This is a genomic window from Micromonospora sp. NBRC 110038 (assembly GCF_020884815.1).
In the GTDB taxonomy this organism is placed as follows: Bacteria; Actinomycetota; Actinomycetes; order Mycobacteriales; family Micromonosporaceae; genus Micromonospora; species Micromonospora haikouensis.
The window spans coordinates 439,836-458,063 of sequence record NZ_BBOL01000003.1 but is presented as its reverse complement, the minus strand read 5'-3'; the positions used below and the strand labels follow the sequence as shown (position 1 = coordinate 458,063).

The following is an 18,228-nucleotide window of genomic DNA, read 5'->3' as shown; positions in this document are numbered from 1 at the left end:
GCAACATCAGCCCCACGGGTCACCCCTGGGGCTAGGATGAGAGATCAGCTCACTCACCGGGCGGTGGGCCCGGTCGCGGTGGGAGACTTGCCACATGCCCCTCACCGAGCCGCACGACGACAACCTCCCGCAGGAGGAGTCGGTCGCCGCCGTGCGCCACCCCGGTGAGGACGCCCCGACCGCCGGGGCGGGCACCGTGCCCGAGCAGGAGCCAGAGCCGGAGTCCGAGCCGAGGCTGTCGGAGCCCGGGCCGGAGCCCGAGCTGGTGCGGTCGGAGTCCGGGCCGGAACCAGGGCCCGAGTCCGAGCCGGAGCCGACGCTGCCGGAGCCCGTGCGGCAGCGGATCGTCGCGCTCACCGCCGCCGTCCTGCCGGTCCTGCCCGGCGACGAGGTGCCCGTGCCGCTGCGCCGGGTGGCCAAGTTCGCGCCCAACCGGCGGGCCCGGCTGGGCGCGCCGATGATCGCCGCCCAGCTCACCGCCGATCCGCTGTTCCGGCAGCGGATCACCGCCCGGGTGCTCGCCGACTCCGGCGACCTCGGCGCCGCCGTGGTCGCCGGCACCGCCCCGGCCGCGGCCGACCCGGTCGAGGTCGCCGCGCTGGCCTACCTGGCCCGGCCCCGGGGCTGGCGGGAGCTGATCGACGCCAGCGGGGCGGCGGTGCGCGCCGAGGCGGACAAGGCCGTCGTCGACGAGCTGGTCCGCGAGGCCGAGCAGCGCGCCACCCGCGCCGAGCACGACCGGGCCGTGGCCCGGGTCGAGGCCGACAAGCTCCGCGACGAGCTGGCCCGGGTCCGCGACGAGCTCGGCCAGCTCCGCGAGGAGAACCGGCAGCTCGCCCGCACGCTGCGCGAGGCGCAGGCCCGGGAGCGCAGGGCGGCCGAGCTGCTGGCCACCGAGCGGGGCCGGGCCACCCGCGCCGCGACCGAGGCGGACGCCGAGCTGCGTCGCGCCCGGGCCCGGCTGGCCGAGGCCGAGGCGGCGGCCGGGGTGGCCCGCGCCAGTGCCAAGGAGGCCCGCTCCGTCGACGACGCGAAGCTCTGGCTGCTGCTGGAGACGATCGGGCAGGCCGCCGTCGGGTTGCGCCGCGAGCTGGCGCTCGACCCCGTCGACCGGCTCCCCGCCGACTTCGTGGCCGACGCCTTCGCCGACCAGCCCAACGCCACCCCGGCCGGCGCCGCCACCCGGGCCCGCGACACCGACGACCCGGCCCGGCTCGACCAGCTGCTCGCGCTGCCGAAGGCGCACCTGGTGGTGGACGGCTACAACGTGACGAAGCGGGGCTTCGGCGAGATGTCGCTGGAGCAGCAGCGCAAGCGGCTGATCACCGGGCTGGGCGGGATCGCGGCGCAGACCGGGGACGAGGTCACCGTGGTCTTCGACGGCGCCGAGCGGATGCACGGCCTGCCGCCGAGCCCGCGCGGCGTGCGGGTGCTCTTCTCCCGCAAGGGCGAGACCGCCGACGAGCTGATCCGCCGGCTGGTCCGCGCCGAGCCGCCCGGCCGTCCGGTCGTCGTGGTCTCCTCCGACCGCGAGGTCGCCGACGGGGTACGCCGGCACGGCGCGTACCCGCTCGGCGCCGACTCGCTGCTGCGCCGCCTCGCCCGGTCCTGACCGGCCACGCCGCCCCGTTCCCGGCTCGTCGTGGCCCGGCGGCCGATGCGCACGACCGGACCCCTTGCGCGGTTCTGGGGCGGAAGCCCGCCCGCCGGGTCGGGGCTGGCCATGTCGGCGACATGGCGGGGTCGGGGACATGCCGATACCGCCCTGTCCCCGACATGACGACGTGACCACCCCGGTCGGCCCCGCCGCCGTCGGCAATAGGATGAGCGCTCACGGCGGGAGGAGCGACGGATGGGGCGCGCACGAGGCGAGCGCGGGGTGGCCCGGTGACGCCGCGCGGCTGGGCGGTGCTCACCCTCGCCGGGCTCACCGTCGCGCTGCTCGTCGCCGTCGCCCTGCTCGTGCCCTGGCACCGGCCGCCCGCCCCGCGCGCCGACCAGCTCGCCGCCCTGCGGGACCTCCCCGCCGAGCAGGTCGCCCGGGCCCGCGCCTTCCGCGGTGCGCTGCGCCCCGGCGGCTGGGCCGCCCTCGCCGTGGGCCTGCTGGTGGCCCTGGCCGTCGGCCTGACCCCGCTGGGCGGTCGCCTGGTGGAGCTGGTGGCCCGCCCGTTCGGCGGCCACTGGATCGCCCAGGCGGTGCTCGGCGGGCTCGCCGTGCTGCTCGTCGCCGACCTGCTCACCCTGCCGTTCGCCGCCTGGCGGCAGACGATCCTCACCCGCTACGGGCTGAGCACCCAGGGCTGGGCCGGCTGGGCGGCCGACCTGCTCAAGTCGTACGCCGTCAGCGCCGTGATCGGCGCGCTCGCCCTGCTCGGCTTCTACACCGTCATCCGGCTCGCCCCGCGCTGGTGGTGGGCCCTCGGCGCGGCCGGCGCGGCCGGGCTGGTGGTGCTGTTGTCGTTCGTGCTGCCGGTGCTGGTGGAGCCGGTGTTCAACCGGTTCACCCCGATGGAGCAGGGCCCGCTGCGCACCGAGCTGACGGCCCTGGCGGCCCGCGACGGGGTGCCGGTGCGCGACGTGCTGGTCGCCGACGCGTCCCGGCGCACCCGCGCGGTCAACGCGTACGTCTCCGGGCTCGGGCCGACCCGCCGGGTCGTCGTCTACGACACGCTGCTGCGCGAGGCGACCCCGGCCGAGGTGACCAGCGTCGTCGCGCACGAGCTGGGACACGCCAAGGACCGCGACGTCTGGACGGGCACCCTCACCGGGGCGCTGGGCGCCGCGCTGGGCGTGGTCGTGCTCTACCTGCTCGGCTCCGCCGGCCCGCTGCTGCGCCTGGCCGGCGTCGACTCGATCGCCGAGCCGCGCGCGTTCCCGCTGCTGCTCGCGCTGGTCACGGTGGCGGGCCTGGTGACCGCCCCGGCCCAGGCGCTGGTGTCCCGCCGGGTCGAGGCGCGGGCCGACGCGCACGCCCTCGCCCTCACCGGCGACCCGGCCACCTTCGAGGCGATGCAGCGCCGCCTGGCCGGGGTGAACCTGGCCGACCCCGACCCGCCCCGCTGGGAATACCTCTACTCGGCGTCGCACCCGTCCACGGTCGAGCGGATGGCCGCCGCCCGCGCCTACGCCAGGGAGACCGGCCGATGAGCCGCACGCTGCTGATCACCAACGACTTCCCGCCCCGCCCGGGCGGCATCCAGTCCTTCGTGCACAACCTCGCCGTGCGCCAGCCCACCGGCTCCGTGGTGGTCTACGCCTCCAGTTGGCGGGGGGCGGAGAAGTTCGACGCCGACCAGCCGTTCGAGGTGGTGCGGGAGCGCACCAAGGTGCTGCTGCCCACCCCGCTGATCGCCCGCCGGGCTGCCCGGCTGGCCCGCCGGCACGACTGCGACACCGTCTGGTTCGGGGCGGCTGCCCCGCTCGGGCTGCTCGCCGCCGGGCTGCGCCGCCGCGCCGGGGTCCGCCGGGTGGTCGCCCTGACCCACGGGCACGAGGTGGGGTGGGCGGCGCTGCCCGGTGCCCGCACGGCGCTGCGCCGGATCGGCCGCGGCGCGGACGTGATCACCTACCTGGGGGAGTACACCCGGGTCCGGCTGGAGCGGGCGCTGCACGGCCTGACGGAGCTGCACCGGCTGGCCCCCGGGGTCGACGTCGACACGTACCATCCGTCGGTCGACGGCGAGCCGGTGCGGGCCCGGCTCGGTCTCGCGGACCGGCCGGTGGTGGTCTGCGTCTCCCGCCTGGTGCCGCGCAAGGGCCAGGACATGCTGATCCGGGCCCTGCCGGAGATCCGCCGCCGGGTGCCCGACGCGGCGCTGCTGGTCGTCGGCGGCGGGCCCTACCGGGGCGACCTGGAGAAGCTGGCCCGGCAGACCGGCGTCGAGCGGGACGTCGTCTTCACCGGCTCGGTGCCCGCGGCGGAGCTGCCGGCCCACTACGCGGCCGGCGACGTCTACGCGATGCCCTGCCGCACTCGCAACCGGGGCCTGGACGTCGAGGGGCTCGGCATCGTCTACCTGGAGGCGTCGGCCACGGGCCTGCCGGTGGTGGCCGGCGACTCCGGCGGCGCGCCGGACGCCGTCCGCGAGGGCGAGACGGGGTACGTGGTCCCCGGCCGCGACGTCGCCCAGCTCGCCGACCGGGTGGCCACGCTGCTCGCCGACCGGGACCTGGCCCGGCAGCTCGGCGCGGCGGGCCGGGCGTGGGTGGAGCGGGAGTGGCGCTGGGAGACCCAGGCCGCCCGGCTGGCCGCCCTCCTCGCCGGCTGACCCCGCCGCCTCAGCCGGCGGACAGGCGCTCCAGCAGGCGCGCGGCGGGCGCCGGCTTGCCGAAGTGCCAGCCCTGGGCGGCGTCGCAGCCGATGGCCCGCAGCCGGTCGGCCTGCCCCTCGGTCTCGACCCCCTCGGCCGTCACGGTCAGGTCCAGCGCGTGCGCCAGCGAGACCAGGGAGGCGAGGATCCGCTCGTCGGTGCGGCTCGCCGGGTCGTCCGCGGGGGCGCGCAGCCCCGCGACGAACTCCCCGGCCACCTTCAGCTCGGCCACCGGCAGGTCCCGCAGGTACGCCAGGTTGCAGTAGCCGGTGCCGAAGTCGTCGATGGCGATCCGCACGCCCATGTCGGCCAGCACCCGCAGGGCGCGCACCGGCTCCTCCACCGCGCTCATCATGGTGCTCTCGGTGACCTCCAGCTGGAGCCGCTCGGGCGGCAGGCCGGTGCGTTCGAGGACGTCGCGCACCTCCCGCACCAGCCCGGGGCGGTGCACCTGGCGGACCGCCAGGTTGACGCTGACGAACGGCGCGGCGGCGCCGAACGACGACCAGGACGCCGCCTCCCGGCACGCCTCGGCGAGCACCCAGCTGCCCAGCGGCACGATCAGCCCGGTCTCCTCGGCCAGCTCGATGAAGCTGCCCGGGTAGAGCTTGCCCAGCTCCGGGTGCCGCCAGCGGACCAGCGCCTCGACGCCGAGCACCCGGCCGTCGCGCAGGGACGTCAGCGGCTGGTAGTCGAGGTGGAACTCGCCTCGGTCGAGGGCCGCCGGTATCGCCGCGGACAGGGCGTACCGGGCCAGCTCGCGGCGGCTGCGCTCGACGTCGAACAGCGACCAGCGCGCGCCGCCGTCCGCCTTGGCCCAGTGCAGCGTGGCGTCGGCGGCCCGCATCAGGTCGACCGGGGTGGTGCCGGCCACGGGACGCTCGACGATGCCGATGCTCGCCGACACGGTCAGCTCGTGCCCGTCGACCAGGGCCGGTTCGCTGACCGCCGCGAGCGCCGTCTCGGCCACCTTCACCACGTCGTCGGTGCCCGCCGTGCGTTCGACCAGGATGACGAACTCGTCGCCGCCGAGGCGGGCGACCAGGTGCTCGCCGAGCGCGCGGCGCAGCCGGTCGGCCACCGACACCAGCAGCATGTCGCCGACCTGGTGGCCGAGGGAGTCGTTGACCACCTTGAAGCGGTCCAGGTCGAGAAAGCACACCCCGACCCGGTCCGCGCCCCGGCCGGGGGAGTCGATCGCGGCGGCCAGCCGCTCGGTGAACAGCGTGCGGTTGGGCAGGTCGGTGAGCGGGTCGTGGGTGGCCTGGTGGCGGAACCGGGCCTCGCTGTCCCGCAGGGCCCGCTCGGCCTCCGCACGGGCCACCATCGCGGCCCGGCGGATCGACTCCTGCTCGTCGAGCGTCCGGTCCCGCAGCGCCCGGGCGTAGCCCGTCGCCACGGTGGCCAGCAGCCGGGCCATCCGGTCCTCGACGTCCTCGGTGACCAGCCCCAGGTCGCGCAGCAGCCGGAGCTGGATGACCTCGATGGTCCGGCCCAGGCCCTCGGCGGAGGCGATGTGCGCCGCCACCAGCTCGGCGCCGACCTGGTGGCCGACCCGCACGTCGAACGGCTCGGACACCAGCGCCTCGGCCAGCCGCCCGGTGAGCCGGTGCAGCAACGCCTCCAGCTGGGCCTGCGTCATCGGCAGGTAGCTGGTGCCGGAGACCGCCTTCGCCCAGGCCCGGGCGAACACACTCGGGCAGCAGGCGGGCACCCCCGGGCAGGGGCCGCCGGGGGCTGACGGGCCTGACGGGCCGTCCGGATGCTCACCCACCGAGCCGCCCGACGCCACCCATGAAGACCGCCTTCTCGGCGTCCTCGGTGCTCTCCGGGGTCTCGGGCCGCCACTGCGGCACCCAGACCACCCCCGGGTCGACCAGCGGGAAGCCGTCGAAGAGGGCGGTCAGCTCCCGCCGGCTGCGGATGACCAGCGGGTTGTCGGTGCGCTGGTAGACCGCCTCGGCCTCCTCGCGTTCCCCGGTGTCGTGCCGGTCGTCGTCGCTGGCCTGCGACATCACCAGGTAGCTGCCCGGGGCGAGCGCCGCGCGCAGGGTCCGCAGGATCTCGTCGGGCCGGTCCTCGTCGGGCACGAAGTGCAGCACCGCCACGATCATCACCGCGACCGGCTGGGAGAAGTCGAGCATCCGGTTGACCTCGGGGTGGGCCAGGATCCGCTCCGGGTGGCGCAGGTCCTCCTGCAGGACGACCGCCCGGTCGTTGCCGCTGAGGATCTCCCGGCTGTGCGCCACGGCCACCGGGTCGACGTCGACGTAGACCACCCGGGACTCCGGGGCGATCCGCTGGGCGATCTCGTGCACGTTGCCGACGGTCGGGATGCCGGAGCCGATGTCGAGGAACTGGCGGATGCCCTGCTCGGCGAGGAACTGCACAGCCCGGCGCAGGAACGCCCGGTTGGCCTGGGCCATCAACGGGGCGTCGGGCACCGCGGCCACCATCGCCCGCGCGGCGGCCCGGTCGGCGGCGAAGTTGTGCGAGCCGCCGAGATAGTAGTCGTACATGCGGGCCACGCTGGGGCGCTCGATGTCGATCGTGTCGGGTGCCCAGTCCGGCCGCTGCATGCCCTACCCCTTTTGTCAACGACGCGGGCCACGCCGCCCGCGCGGGTCACCCGGGTATTCTGCCCCGCCCGCCGGGCGGGTGACCAGAGAGGGCCGCCGTCGTCGCGCCCGGCCGGCCGGAGGGTCCCGTTGACCGGACCCGCCGGCCGTCGCGCAAGCCCCCCGGCCGGTGACTGCCGGCCGGGCGGGACGGCGTCAGAACTTCGGGGCGTCGGGCGCTTCGAGCAGGCCGAGCCGCAGCGCCGTCATCAGCGCCTGCGCCCGGTTGGCCGCGCCCAGCTTCTCGTAGAGCTTCGAGATGTGGGTCTTGGCCGTCGACTCGCTGACGAAGAGCTGCTTGGCGATGCCGGCCACGCTCATCCCGTCGGCGAGCAGCCGCAGCACCTGACCCTCGCGCGGGGAGAGCTGCGGGCCGGACGGCGCGAGCCGCCGCTTCATCGCCTCGGCCAGGTCGGCCGCCGTGAACGCGCTCGGCGAGGAGGCGGCGTGCCGGGCGGCGGCCACGACCTCGTCGGCCGGGGCCGTCTTCGGCACGAACGCGCTCGCACCGGCCTCCAGCGCACCGAAGAGCTGGTCGTCGCCCGCGTACATGGTGAGCACGACGATGCCCATCGACGCGCTGGACTTGCGGAGCGCGCGGGTGGCCTCCAGGCCGCTGCCGTCGGGCAGCCGCAGGTCCATGATCACCACGTCGGGCTGGAGGGCACCGGCCTGCCGGACCCCCTCCGCCGCCGTGGCGGCCTCACCGACGACCTCGAACTGCCGGTCACGCTCGAAGGCGTGCCGCAGCCCCTTGCGGATCAGATCGTGATCGTCGACAAGGAGGACCTTGGTGCGGGTCGCCGGTGTCGGGCTTGTGGTCATCCTCGGGTTACTCCCCTTCTGCTGCTGCCGCCTTGCCGCGCACCCTATCGCGCCGGGGCGAGGAGCCGAGCACCACCGCCACGGTCGTGCCACTGGGTTGGCGCGGCCTGATCTCCAATCGGCCCCGGATACGTTCCGCCCTCTCGGCCATGATCGCAAGACCGTAGTGCCCGTCCGTGCGCTGCTCACCGATGCCGTGACCGTCATCCGACACTTCGATCTGCGCGTACGGGGGGTCCACCTCACAGGTGACCCACAGATTCGCCGCCCCGGCGTGCTTGCGGGCGTTGGTGACCGCCTCCTGCGCGATGCGCAACAGTTCGGCCTCGGTCGCGGCGGGCAGCCGCGCGGTGGACTCGTCCAGCGACAGGTGCACCCGCAGCCCGCCGGACGCCCCGACGGTGCGCGCGTACTCGGCGATGGCGGCGGCCAGGCCGCCGTGCCGGTCCACCTCGCTGCGCAGCTCGAACAGGCTCAGCCGCAGCTCGGTGATGACCCGGGTCACCTCGCCGCGCAGGGTGCGCAGCGCCTCGGCCGTCTCCTTCGGGTCCTCCTCCACGTACGCCAGGGCGTTGTCGATGCCGTACCCGACCATGACCAGCTCCTGGGCGACCCCGTCGTGGATCTCCCGGGCCAGCCGCTGCCGCTCCTCGTTGGTGGCCAGCGAACGCACCTCGTCGAACAGCAGCGCGGCCTCCAGCCGCAGCGCCGCCGGGCGGGTCAGCGCGGTCACCCGGGACACCACCGGCGGCGGGTACGCCTGCGCGACGTCCGCCTCCATCACCAGCATGCCGACCGTGCGGACCCCGGCGACCAGCGGCACGATCAGCGCGGAGACGTCGCCGCCGGTGTGCGAGCGGGCCTGCGAGCGGCTGGCGGTCTGCGGCTGCTGGCTGGCCCAGGCGTCGGCGATCGCCGAGTCGGCGTCGAGCGTGGTCTCCCAGTCGACCCGGTCCACGCCCACCTGGGCGAGCACCACCAGCCGGCCGCCGCCGCTGGCGGAGAGCACCGCCGCCCGCTCGGCCCGGGCCACGGTGCGCAGCTCCTCCAGCAGGTGCTCGGAGATGCCGCCCGGGTCGAGGGTCGCCCCCGGCAGCTGCCGGGCCACCGTGCGCAACTGGGTCAGCAGCCGGGTCGCCTCCGCGTACGGCTGGGGCTTGCCCTCGCTGCGGACCCGGATCACCCGGTGCAGGGTGCCGGCGGTGTAGAGGCCCAGGCCGGCGAGGATCAGCCACTGCGCGCAGACCGCCAGGTAGCCCGGCTGGCCGAGCTGCCGGCCGCCGTCGACCTGGGTGAGGGCGGCGCTGATCAGCAGCGTGGCGGCGGTGACGGCGAGCAGCGCCGCGCCCTCGCGGAACCGCCGGCGCAGCGCGGTCACCGTCACCGGGACGGCGAGGTACGGCAGCACGGCCGACGCGCCGAGGCCGCCGATCGTGCCGTTGAGGGTGGTCACCGCGGCGACCTGGCTCGCGGCCAGCCCCAGCACCACCACCTCGGCGAAGCGGCTGAGCGGGCCGAGCAGCCGGTGCTGGGGGGCGAGGACGGCGGGCAGCCCGGCGACGCCGAGCAGGGCGATCCACCAGAGCTGGCCGGCGTCGTGGGTGGCGAAGAGGGTGAGGACGGCGACCAGCGCGAGCATCACCACGCGCGCGGCGGTGGCGAGCGGCTGCGTCGGCGGCCGGGCGGGTGTCGAGGAGTCGGGCACGTGACGGATCGTAGTCAGCGCCGGTAGATCTCCGCGATCTCCGCCGCGTACGTGGTGTGCACGACCTGCCGCTTGACCTTCAGCGACGGGGTGAGCTCCCCGGTGGCCTCGGTGAAGTCGCGCGGCAGGATCCGGAACACCTTGATCGCCTCGGCCTTGGAGACGGCCTGGTTGGCCTGGTCGACCGCGCCCTGCACCTCGGCGCGCAGCGCCTCGTCGTCGCGCAGCTCGTCGACGCCGGTGTCCTCGGGGCGGCCGTGGGCGGCCAGCCACTTCGGCAGCGCCTCCTCGTCGATGGTGACCAGCGCGGCGATGAACGGCTGCCGGTCGCCGACGACGACGCACTGGCTGATCAGCGGGTGCGCCCGGACCTGGTCCTCCAGCACCGCCGGGGCGACGTTCTTGCCGCCGGCGGTCACGATGATCTCCTTCTTGCGGCCGGTGATGCTGAGGAAGCCGTCGGCGTCGAGCTGGCCGAGGTCGCCGGTGCGGAACCAGCCGTCCGCGCTGAGCGCCTCGGCGGTGGCCTCCTCGTTACGCCAGTAGCCCTGGAAGATCAGATCGCCGGAGATCAGGATCTCGCCGTCGTCGGCGATCCGGATGGTCACGCCGGGCAGCGGCCGGCCGACGGTGCCGATCTTCGTGGCGTCGGGCAGGTTCGCGGCGGCGGCGGGGGAGGTCTCGGTCAGCCCGTACCCCTCGCAGATGGTCACCCCGATGCCCCGGAAGAAGTGCCCGAGGCGGGCCCCGAGCGGCGCGCCGCCGGAGATCGCGTCGCGGCACCGGCCGCCGAGGGCGGCCCGCAGCTTGCGGTAGACCAGCTTGTCGAAGACCGCGTGCTGCACGCGCAGCGCCACGCCCGGCCCGCCCGGCGACTCCAGCGCCTCGCTGTACGCCACGGCGACCTGCTCGGCCCGGTCGAAGATCCGGCCCTTGCCGTCGGCCTCGGCCTTCTGCCGGGCACCGTTGTAGACCTTCTCGAAGACCCGGGGCACCGACAGCACGAAGGTCGGCCGGAACGCCTGGAGCTCGGCGACCAGGTTCCTCGTGTCGGCGCAGTGCGCCATGGTGGCCCGGGCCTGCACCACGCCGATCTGGATGAGCCGGGCGAAGGCGTGCGCGAGGGGGAGGAACAGCAGGGTCGACGCGCCCGGGCGCAGGAAGAGGTTCGGCAGCACCGGCACGGCGTTGGCGATGTCGGCGTACATGTTGCGGTGGGTCAGCACGCAGCCCTTGGGCCGGCCGGTGGTGCCGCTGGTGTAGATGATGGTGGCGACGTCGTCGGCCTTGACCCCCGTGCGCCGCCGGTCGACCTCGACCGGGTCGACCGAGGCCCCGGCGGCGACCAGCTCGTCGACCGCGCCCAGCTCGATCTGCCAGAGGTGGGCCAGCTCGGGGAGCCGGTCGCGGACGCCCTCGACGAGGGTGGCGTGGGCGGTCGTCTCGACCACGGCGGCGACGGCGCCGGAGTCGGCCAGGATCCAGGCGGCCTGCTCGGCGCTGGACGTCTCGTAGATCGGCACGGTGACCGCGCCGGCCGCCCAGATGGCGTAGTCGAACAGGGTCCACTCGTAGCGCGTGCGGCTCATCAGGCCGACCCGGTCGCCGGGGGAGACGCCGGCGGCGACCAGCCCCCGGGCCACGGCGACCACCTCGTCGCGGAACTGCCGGCAGGTCACCTCGACCCAGCCGGAGGCCGGCGCGGCGGCCGGGCGGGCGAACTGGACGGCCTCCGGGGCGGTCTCGGCATTGTCCCAGACCGGGTCGGTGAGGTTGGCCGAGTCGCCGACGGTGACGATCGGCGGAACGGAGAACTCGCGCACCTGCACTCCCTCGTGCTCGCACTGGCCGGGCGGGCCGGGGCCCCGGACGGGTCGGCTCTGTCGAAACCTACCCGCCCGCCCAGGCGGGTGCGCCAGGCAGGTTGCCGGGTAGCCTCCCCCCATGGCGGACTCCTCCACCCAGTCGATCGTCATCGGCGCGTCACCGGAGCGGGTGGCGGCGGTCATCTGCGACTTCGCGCGCTACCCGGAATGGACCGACGCGGTGCGCCGGACCGAGGTGGTCGAGGAGTACGAGGACGGCTACGCCAGCCAGGTCCGCTTCACCCTCGACGCCGGGGTGCTGGCCGACGAGTACGTGCTGACCTACGAGTACGCCGAGGACATCTCCCGCATCGAGTGGCACCTGGTGGCGCCCTCGAAGATGCAGCGCTCCCAGCGCGGGTCGTACGACCTCGTCGGCAACCCCGACGGCACGACCACGGTGACCTACACCCTGGAGGTGGAGCTCTCCGTGGGCATGCTCGGCATGTTTCGCCGCAAGGCCGAGAAAATGATCATGGATGCGGCGTTGAAGCAGCTCAAGCGCCGGGTAGAAGACACCGGTGCGGCGCGGTGACGCGACCGGCTGCGGCACGCCCGGCACGGTAGAGGAGCCGACCATGGGGGGTACGGATCCGGGCTCGGCCCGGGAAGAGGCGGAGCGGCTGGTCGCCACGGTCCTCGCGGCGGCCCGGCTGGCCGCCGCGGGCGCCGGGTCGGGCGGCGGCTCCGGGGCGGGGCCGTGGGGTCCGCTCGGTGGGATCGTGTCCAGTGTCCTCGGTCACAGCACCGGCGGCGCGGCGACCCGACCGGCCACCGGCGGCGGCCACGGTGGTTTCGCCACCGGTGCCGCCGAATGCTGTATCTGTCCGGTCTGCCGCGGTATCGCCGCGTTGCGGGACCCGAGTCCGGAATTCGCCGAGCGGCTCGCCACGGGAGCCGGCGATCTGGCCGCCGGGGTGGCCAGCCTGCTGCGCGCGTTCGCGTCGGCCGACGAGCCCTCCGCCGGTGGCCCACCGCCCGGTGACCCCGCCGCGCCCCCGCCCCGACCGGCGGCTGACCAGGCATCGGGCGATCACGTGTGGCGCGAGGCCACCCGTACCGGGCATGATTCTCACCCGGCGCCGGATGAGGACGTGTGGTCCGCCGCGACCCGGGGGGAGGGTCCGGGCGTTCCGGCCGCCGCCGTGCCGCCCGCCGACGACGCCGGGCCGGACGCGCCGGGGGCTCCCCGGCCGCCGGCCGGCCGACCCGTGGTGCCCGCGTCGCGGGCCCCCGGTGGCGCGGGAGGGGACGCACCAGGCGACGGGGCCTGACCACCGGACATCCCGTCCCACCGGCACGGCCGTACGCCGTGCCGGTGCCGGGCAGCACAGCAGAGGGGAGTGGCAGCGGTGACGCTGACCATCGGAGTCGACGTCGGTGGCACGAAGGTGGCCGGCGGTGTCGTCGACGACACCGGCAACGTACTCGTGCAGGCCCGACGGGACACCCCCGCCGACAACGTGGGCAAGACCCGGGACGTCATCATCGAGGTGGTCACCGAACTCGCCGCCGGCCGGCAGATCGACGCCGTCGGCATCGGCGCGGCCGGCTGGATCGACGCCACCCGCTCCACCGTCCTCTTCGCGCCCAACCTCGCCTGGCGCGACGAGCCCCTGCGCGACTACGTCAGCCGGGCCACCGGTCTGCCCGTGATCGTCGAGAACGACGGGAACGTCGCCGCCTGGGCCGAGTTCCGCTACGGCGCGGCCCGCCACGCCGACGACTCCATGGTCATGTTCACCATCGGCACCGGCGTCGGCGGCGGCATCGTGCTCGGCGGCGAGCTGGTGCGCGGCGCCCACGGCATCGCCGCCGAACTGGGCCACATGCTCACCGTCCCCGACGGCCACCAGTGCGGCTGCGGCCGGCTCGGCTGCATCGAGCAGTACGCCAGCGGCAGCGCCCTGGTGCGCTTCGCCCGCGCCGCCGCCCGGCAGGAGCCGCACCGGGCCGTCGCCCTGCTGGAGCTGGCCGGCGGCGAGGCCGAGGCGGTCACCGGCCCGATGGTGACCGCCGCCGCCCAGGGCGGCGACCCCGTCTCCGCCGAGGCGTTCGCGCAGGTCGGGCGCTGGCTCGGCACCAGCCTCGCCGACATGGCGCAGATCCTCGACCCGCAGGTCCTCGTCGTCGGCGGCGGCGTCGTCGACGCGGGCGACCTGCTGCTCGGCCCGACCCGGCGTTCCTTCACCGACGCGCTGGCCCAGCGCAGCCGGCTCCCCGTCGCCGAGGTGCTCCCCGCCGAGCTGGGCAACACCGCCGGCGTCATCGGCGCCGCCGACCTGGCCCGCCGGCTGTAGGGCGGGCCGGGATGACCGAGACTGGCCGGGGGGCCGAGGCCCCGGGCGGCGTGCCGCTGCGCGTCGTGTCGTACAACGTGCACAGCCAGCGCGACGACCAGGCCGCGCTGGCGGCGGTGGTCCGCGCGGTCGCCCCCGACGTGGTGATCGTGCAGGAGGCGCCCCGGCGGTTCCGGTGGCGGCAGAAGTGCGCGTCGCTGGCCGAGTCGTTCGGGCTGGTCGTCGCCGTCGGCGGCCTGCCGTCGCTGGGCAACCTGCTGCTGACCAGCCTGCGGGTGCGGGTGGCCGACACCCGTTGCCAGCGCTACCCGCTGACCCCGGGCCGGCACATGCGCGGCGCCGCGTACGCCGACTGCCGCGTCGGCGGGGCCCGGTTCCTGCTGGCCGGCTCGCACCTGTCCACCGACCCGGCCGAGCGCCCCGCGCAGGCGGCGGCGTTCAAGGGGGAGCTGGCCGCCGCCGACCTGCCCGTGGTGGCCGGCGCCGACCTCAACGAGGGCCCGGACGGCCCGGCGTGGGCGACCGTCGGCGCGGGGCTGACCGACGCGGCGGTCGCGGCCGACCGCGCCGACCGGCTCACCTACTCGTGCGCCGACCCGCGCCGCCGCATCGACGCCGTCTTCGTCGACCCCCGGATCACCGTGGTCGACTACGACGTGGTGGACACCCCGCAGGCCCGCCTGGCCAGCGACCACTTCCCGGTCGTGGTCGACCTGCTGCTGCCCGCCGCCGGCTGACGGGCCGCGCGACCCACCGTCCACAGGGACTGGACAAACCGGTCGGGTTACCGGAAGGATTTCGCAGCGACCCGGCTCATGCCGCGCATGAGGAGAATGATTTCCGGCACTCGTGCCGCACATAAGGAGAATCCGGTGTCCCCCTCCACCGACCCCGGCCGTCCCGAGCCGGACGCGACGACGCTCGCCCCGCCCCGGGACGCCCGACCGGTCTCCGACCGAGGCGACACGGTCTGCGTCATCGGGGCCGGGGCCAGCGGCCTCACCGCCGTGAAGAACCTGCGCGAGCACGGCTTCGGCGTCGACTGCTACGAGCGGGAGACCGGCGTCGGCGGCGCGTGGAACTGGCGCCACGACCGCAGCCCCGTCTACGCCAGCACCCACCTGATCTCGTCGCGGCCGTTCACCCAGTTCCCCGACTTCCCGATGCCGGACGACTGGCCGGACTACCCGCACCACAGCCAGGTGCTGACCTACTTCGAGCGCTACGCCGACCACTTCGACCTGCGCCAGCACATCTGGTTCGGCACCGAGGTGATCCGGGTCGAGCCGGTCGACGGCGACCGCTGGGACGTCACCACCCGCAGCACCGGCGGGTATGGCCCCGAGCGCACCTCCCGGTACGCCGCCGTGGTCGTCGCCAACGGCCACAACTGGTCGCCGAAGCTGCCCCGCTACGAGGGGCTGGAGGAGTTCCGGGGCGAGATCATGCACGCCTCGTCGTACAAGGACCCGGCGCAACTGCGCGGCAAGCGGGTGCTGGTCGTCGGGGCCGGCAACACCGGCTGCGACATCGCCGTCGAGGCGGCCCAGCAGGCGTCCCACTGCTGGCACTCCACCCGCCGCGGCTACTGGTACGCCCCCAAGTACGTCCTCGGCCGCCCCGCCGACCAGGTCAACGACAGCCTGCTCGCCCTGCGGGTGCCGCTGCGCGTGCGGCAGTGGCTCTACCACTGGACGCTGCGGCTCACCGTCGGCGACCTGACCCGGTTCGGCCTGCCCAAGCCCGACCACCGGGTCTACGAGACCCACCCCATCGCCAACAGTCAGCTCGTCTACCACGTCGGCCACGGCCAGATCACCCCCGTGCCGGACGTGGCCCGGTTCCACGCCAAGGCCGTCGAGCTGACCGACGGCCGCGAGATCGACCCGGAGCTGGTCGTCTTCGCCACCGGCTACCTGCCGCGCTTCGAGTTCCTCGACCCCCGGGTGCTCGGCGCGGACGAGGCGGGCCGGCCCCGGCTGTGGCTCAACGCGTTCGTCCCCGGCCACCCGACGCTCGCCGTCACCGGTCTGGTCCAGCCCGACTCGGGGATCTTCACCCTGTCGCACTGGCAGACCGTCCTGTTCGCCCGGCTGCTCGCGCTGCGCGTGCGCCGACCGGAGCGGGCCGCCGCGTTCGCGCAGCGGGTCACCGCCGGGGCCGGCGAGCGCTATTCGGGGAAGGTCAAGGACAGCAGCCGGCACTGGTTCGAGGTGGGCCACGCCGACTACCTGCGCGCCGTCCAGCGCGCCATGCACGAGCTGGAGGACAAGTGAGCCGGCAGCAGCGGGTGCGGATCATGCGCGGCCGGGAGTGGGCCCGGCCCGTCCGTCCGGCCCGGCGCGAGGTGCTCAGCGCGCTCCCCGAGGTCGAGCAGGGCCGCCCGCCGCTGCTGTTCGTGCCCGGCTTCGGTCACGGCGCGTGGGCGTTCGCCGAACACTGGCTCGGCCACGCCGCCGGTCGCGGTTTCCCGGCGTACGCGCTGAGCCTGCGCGGCCACGGCGGCAGCGAGCCGGCGCCGGAGGCGACGCTGCGGGCGTACACCCATGACGTGACGCAGGTGGCGGCGGGCCTGCCGCGCCAGGCGGTGCTGGTGGGGCACGGCGCCGGGGCCCTGGTGGTGCGGCACGCCCTGGCCCGCTACCCGGCGCGGGCGGCGGTGCTGGCGGCCCCGGTGCTCGGCGACTGGGCGACGCTCGGCACGGCGCTGCGCCGCAACCCCGGCGGCACCCTGCCCGCGTTCGTCGGCGCGGGGCTGCGGCTGAGCCGCCGGCAGCTGTTCAGCCGCGAGCTGCCCGACGCCGAGGCCCGCCGGTACGCCGCCCGGATCGGCCACGCCGGCCGGCGTGCCCAGTGGCAGCTGCTGACCCACCGCGACCCGGAGCCGGCCGTGGGCGACCCGCCCGTGCTGGTCGTGGGCAGCCCCGACGACCGGGTGGTCCCGCCGGCCGCGCTGACCCGGGCCGCCCGCCGGCACGGCGGCGCGCCGCTGCTCTTCCCCGGCATGGGGCACGACCTGATGCTCGACGTCCGCTGGCGGGAGCCGATCGACGCGATCCTGGACTGGCTGGAGAAGGAACACCCGCCGGCCTGACCCGCTGCCTGCCTGACCCGCTGCCGGCGCGGCCCGCGGTGCGGGCCGCGCCGGCAGCGGCCGGTCGTGCGGAGCGCCCGGTCAGCCGGTGGGGGCGAGGTGGGTCAGCAGCGACCCGCCATCGTCGAGGGCGCTGAGGTAGGAGCGGGCCCACGCCCGGATGTCGTTGCGGTGCAGGTGCTCGCGCATCGCCCGCATCCGCGGCGTGACGTCGGCCGGGTCGGCCTCGAGCGCCGAGAGCAGCCCCTGCTTGAGCCCCTCCAGGTCGTGCGGGTTGACCAGGTGCGCCTGCGGCAGCTCGGCCGCCGAGCCGGCGAACTCGCTGAGCAGCAGCGACCCCGTGTCGTCGACCCGGGCCGCCACGTATTCCTTCGCGACGAGGTTCATGCCGTCGCGCAGCGGGGTCACCGCCATCACGTCGGCGACCCGGTAGAGCGCCGCCAGCTCCGCCCGGTCGAACGGCTGGGTGAGGTAGTGGATGGCCGGCTCGCCCACCCGGCCGAACTCGCCGTTGATCCGCCCCACCTCGCGCTCGACCCGGTCGCGGAGGATCTGGTATTGCGTGACCCGCTCCCGGCTGGGCACCGCCACCTGCACCAGCACCGTGTCGCGCACCTTGACGTGCCCGCTGGCCAACAGCTCGCTGTAGGCCTTGAGCCGCTGCTCGATGCCCTTGGTGTAGTCCATCCGGTCGACGCTGAGGATGACGTGGTCGGGGTCGCCGAGGTCGTGGCGCAGCCGCTGGGCCCGCGCCACCACGTCGGGGCGGGCGGCCAGCGCGGCCATCTCGGCGGTGTCGATCGAGACCGGGAACGCCCCGATGCGGACCACCCGGTCGCCGACGCCGATGCGCCGGTCGGTCGCCGGCAGCTCCAGCACCTTGGCCACCAGCTGGGCGAAGTTGTGCGCGGCCTGGGCACGCTGGAAGCCGATCAGGTCGGCGCCGAGCATGCCGCGCAGCAGCTCGGCCCGGCGGGGGAGCTGCATGAACAGCTCCGGCGGCGGGAACGGCACGTGCAGGAAGAAACCGATCCGCAGGTCGGGGCGCAGCTCGCGCAGCAGGCCGGGCACCAGTTGCAGGTGGTAGTCCTGCACCCAGACCACCGCGCCCTGCTCGGCCGCCTCGGCGGTCGCCTCGGCGAACCGCTGGTTGACCCGCTGGTACGCCTCCCACCAGCGGCGGTGGTATTCCGGCTGCTCCACCGCGTCGTGGTAGAGCGGCCACAGGGTCGAGTTGGCGAAGCCCTCGTAGTGGTCGCGGAAGTCCTCGCCGCTCAGCGGCACGGTGCGCATCCGCACGCTGCCGATGTCGGGCAGGCTCGGCGCCGGCCCGGTGCCGCCGGCCCAGCCGACCCAGGTGGCCGGCGTGTGCCGCAGCAGGGGATGCAGGGCGCTCACCAGCCCGCCGGGGCTGCGTCGCCATTCGCAGGCGCCGTCGGGCGCCACACTGTCGTCGATGGGCAGGCGGTTGGCCACCACCACGAGGGAACTCTGTCGCATCTCGGGCATTC

Annotated in this window: 15 protein-coding genes; 9 read left to right on the top strand and 6 right to left on the bottom strand. The window is 75.4% G+C overall.

The features are described from left to right. Window positions 1–262 precede the first annotated feature (262 nt). From LPU61_RS13700 to LPU61_RS13690, 3 genes are all read left to right on the top strand, one after another. Window positions 263–1,612: an NYN domain-containing protein gene (locus tag LPU61_RS13700; protein ID WP_374199678.1), complete on the top strand. Its 1,350-nt coding sequence runs from the start codon at window positions 263–265 to the stop codon at window positions 1,610–1,612. Between the two features lie 275 nt (window positions 1,613–1,887). Then, window positions 1,888–3,147 carry a M48 family metallopeptidase gene (locus LPU61_RS13695; RefSeq protein WP_229405092.1) on the top strand — a complete coding sequence of 420 codons (1,260 nt, stop codon included), beginning with the start codon at window positions 1,888–1,890 and terminating at the stop codon, window positions 3,145–3,147. Next, window positions 3,144–4,268 carry a glycosyltransferase family 4 protein gene (locus tag LPU61_RS13690; RefSeq protein ID WP_043967192.1) on the top strand — a complete coding sequence of 375 codons (1,125 nt, stop codon included), beginning with the start codon at window positions 3,144–3,146 and terminating at the stop codon, window positions 4,266–4,268. Before LPU61_RS13695 ends, LPU61_RS13690 begins: the two co-directional genes overlap by 4 nt. 10 nt (window positions 4,269–4,278) lie before the next feature. Here LPU61_RS13690 and LPU61_RS13685 read toward each other — a convergent pair whose 3' ends face one another. From LPU61_RS13685 to LPU61_RS13665, 5 genes are all read right to left on the bottom strand, one after another. Beyond that, window positions 4,279–6,102, bottom strand: a complete 1,824-nt coding sequence (locus tag LPU61_RS13685) for a putative bifunctional diguanylate cyclase/phosphodiesterase (protein WP_374199662.1) — start codon at window positions 6,100–6,102, stop codon at window positions 4,279–4,281. Continuing rightward, the gene (locus LPU61_RS13680) at window positions 6,077–6,889 is read right to left on the bottom strand and encodes an SAM-dependent methyltransferase (RefSeq protein WP_043967194.1); all 813 of its coding nucleotides are present in this window, start codon (window positions 6,887–6,889) and stop codon (window positions 6,077–6,079) included. The genes LPU61_RS13685 and LPU61_RS13680 overlap by 26 nt, the downstream gene beginning before the upstream one ends. Before the next feature lie 195 nt (window positions 6,890–7,084). Next, window positions 7,085–7,753 carry a response regulator transcription factor gene (locus LPU61_RS13675; protein ID WP_007072219.1) on the bottom strand — a complete coding sequence of 223 codons (669 nt, stop codon included), beginning with the start codon at window positions 7,751–7,753 and terminating at the stop codon, window positions 7,085–7,087. 7 nt (window positions 7,754–7,760) lie between these two features. Further along, window positions 7,761–9,398 carry a GAF domain-containing sensor histidine kinase gene (locus LPU61_RS13670; RefSeq protein ID WP_043969287.1) on the bottom strand — a complete coding sequence of 546 codons (1,638 nt, stop codon included), beginning with the start codon at window positions 9,396–9,398 and terminating at the stop codon, window positions 7,761–7,763. Window positions 9,399–9,472: 74 nt separating this feature from the next. Further along, entirely contained in the window at window positions 9,473–11,281 is a 1,809-nt protein-coding gene (locus tag LPU61_RS13665) for a long-chain fatty acid--CoA ligase (RefSeq protein ID WP_229405091.1), read from the bottom strand. 121 nt (window positions 11,282–11,402) lie between these two features. On the opposite strand from LPU61_RS13665, the gene LPU61_RS13660 reads away from it, so the two are divergent. The 6 genes from LPU61_RS13660 to LPU61_RS13635 all read left to right on the top strand — a co-directional run bounded on the left by LPU61_RS13660 (window position 11,403) and on the right by LPU61_RS13635 (window position 16,717). Further along, window positions 11,403–11,858: an SRPBCC family protein gene (locus LPU61_RS13660; protein ID WP_229405090.1), complete on the top strand. Its 456-nt coding sequence runs from the start codon at window positions 11,403–11,405 to the stop codon at window positions 11,856–11,858. A 43-nt stretch (window positions 11,859–11,901) separates the two neighbouring features. Further along, window positions 11,902–12,597: a hypothetical protein gene (locus LPU61_RS13655; RefSeq protein ID WP_043969289.1), complete on the top strand. Its 696-nt coding sequence runs from the start codon at window positions 11,902–11,904 to the stop codon at window positions 12,595–12,597. A gap of 69 nt (window positions 12,598–12,666) precedes the next feature. Beyond that, the gene (locus LPU61_RS13650) at window positions 12,667–13,623 is read left to right on the top strand and encodes an ROK family glucokinase (protein ID WP_176734398.1); all 957 of its coding nucleotides are present in this window, start codon (window positions 12,667–12,669) and stop codon (window positions 13,621–13,623) included. Window positions 13,624–13,634: 11 nt separating this feature from the next. Then, window positions 13,635–14,360, top strand: a complete 726-nt coding sequence (locus tag LPU61_RS13645; protein WP_043967203.1) for an endonuclease/exonuclease/phosphatase family protein — start codon at window positions 13,635–13,637, stop codon at window positions 14,358–14,360. Between the two features lie 135 nt (window positions 14,361–14,495). Then, window positions 14,496–15,899: an NAD(P)/FAD-dependent oxidoreductase gene (locus LPU61_RS13640; protein ID WP_043967205.1), complete on the top strand. Its 1,404-nt coding sequence runs from the start codon at window positions 14,496–14,498 to the stop codon at window positions 15,897–15,899. 23 nt (window positions 15,900–15,922) lie between these two features. Further along, window positions 15,923–16,717: an alpha/beta hydrolase gene (locus tag LPU61_RS13635; protein ID WP_043969290.1), complete on the top strand. Its 795-nt coding sequence runs from the start codon at window positions 15,923–15,925 to the stop codon at window positions 16,715–16,717. An 81-nt stretch (window positions 16,718–16,798) separates the two neighbouring features. On the opposite strand, the gene LPU61_RS13630 is transcribed toward LPU61_RS13635, so the two are convergent. Beyond that, complete coding sequence (locus tag LPU61_RS13630) at window positions 16,799–18,217, bottom strand: trehalose-6-phosphate synthase (protein ID WP_043969291.1); 1,419 nt, start codon at window positions 18,215–18,217, stop codon at window positions 16,799–16,801. Window positions 18,218–18,228: the final 11 nt, after the last annotated feature.

Coding starts and splice junctions, on each gene's coding strand:
- LPU61_RS13630 (WP_043969291.1), bottom strand. CDS start 18,217: ATGCGACAGAGTTCCCTCGTGGTGGTGGCCAACCGCCTGCCCATCGAC.
- LPU61_RS13645 (WP_043967203.1), top strand. CDS start 13,635: ATGACCGAGACTGGCCGGGGGGCCGAGGCCCCGGGCGGCGTGCCGCTG.
- LPU61_RS13675 (WP_007072219.1), bottom strand. CDS start 7,753: ATGACCACAAGCCCGACACCGGCGACCCGCACCAAGGTCCTCCTTGTC.
- LPU61_RS13655 (WP_043969289.1), top strand. CDS start 11,902: ATGGGGGGTACGGATCCGGGCTCGGCCCGGGAAGAGGCGGAGCGGCTG.
- LPU61_RS13635 (WP_043969290.1), top strand. CDS start 15,923: ATGCGCGGCCGGGAGTGGGCCCGGCCCGTCCGTCCGGCCCGGCGCGAG.
- LPU61_RS13690 (WP_043967192.1), top strand. CDS start 3,144: ATGAGCCGCACGCTGCTGATCACCAACGACTTCCCGCCCCGCCCGGGC.
- LPU61_RS13680 (WP_043967194.1), bottom strand. CDS start 6,889: ATGCAGCGGCCGGACTGGGCACCCGACACGATCGACATCGAGCGCCCC.
- LPU61_RS13660 (WP_229405090.1), top strand. CDS start 11,403: ATGGCGGACTCCTCCACCCAGTCGATCGTCATCGGCGCGTCACCGGAG.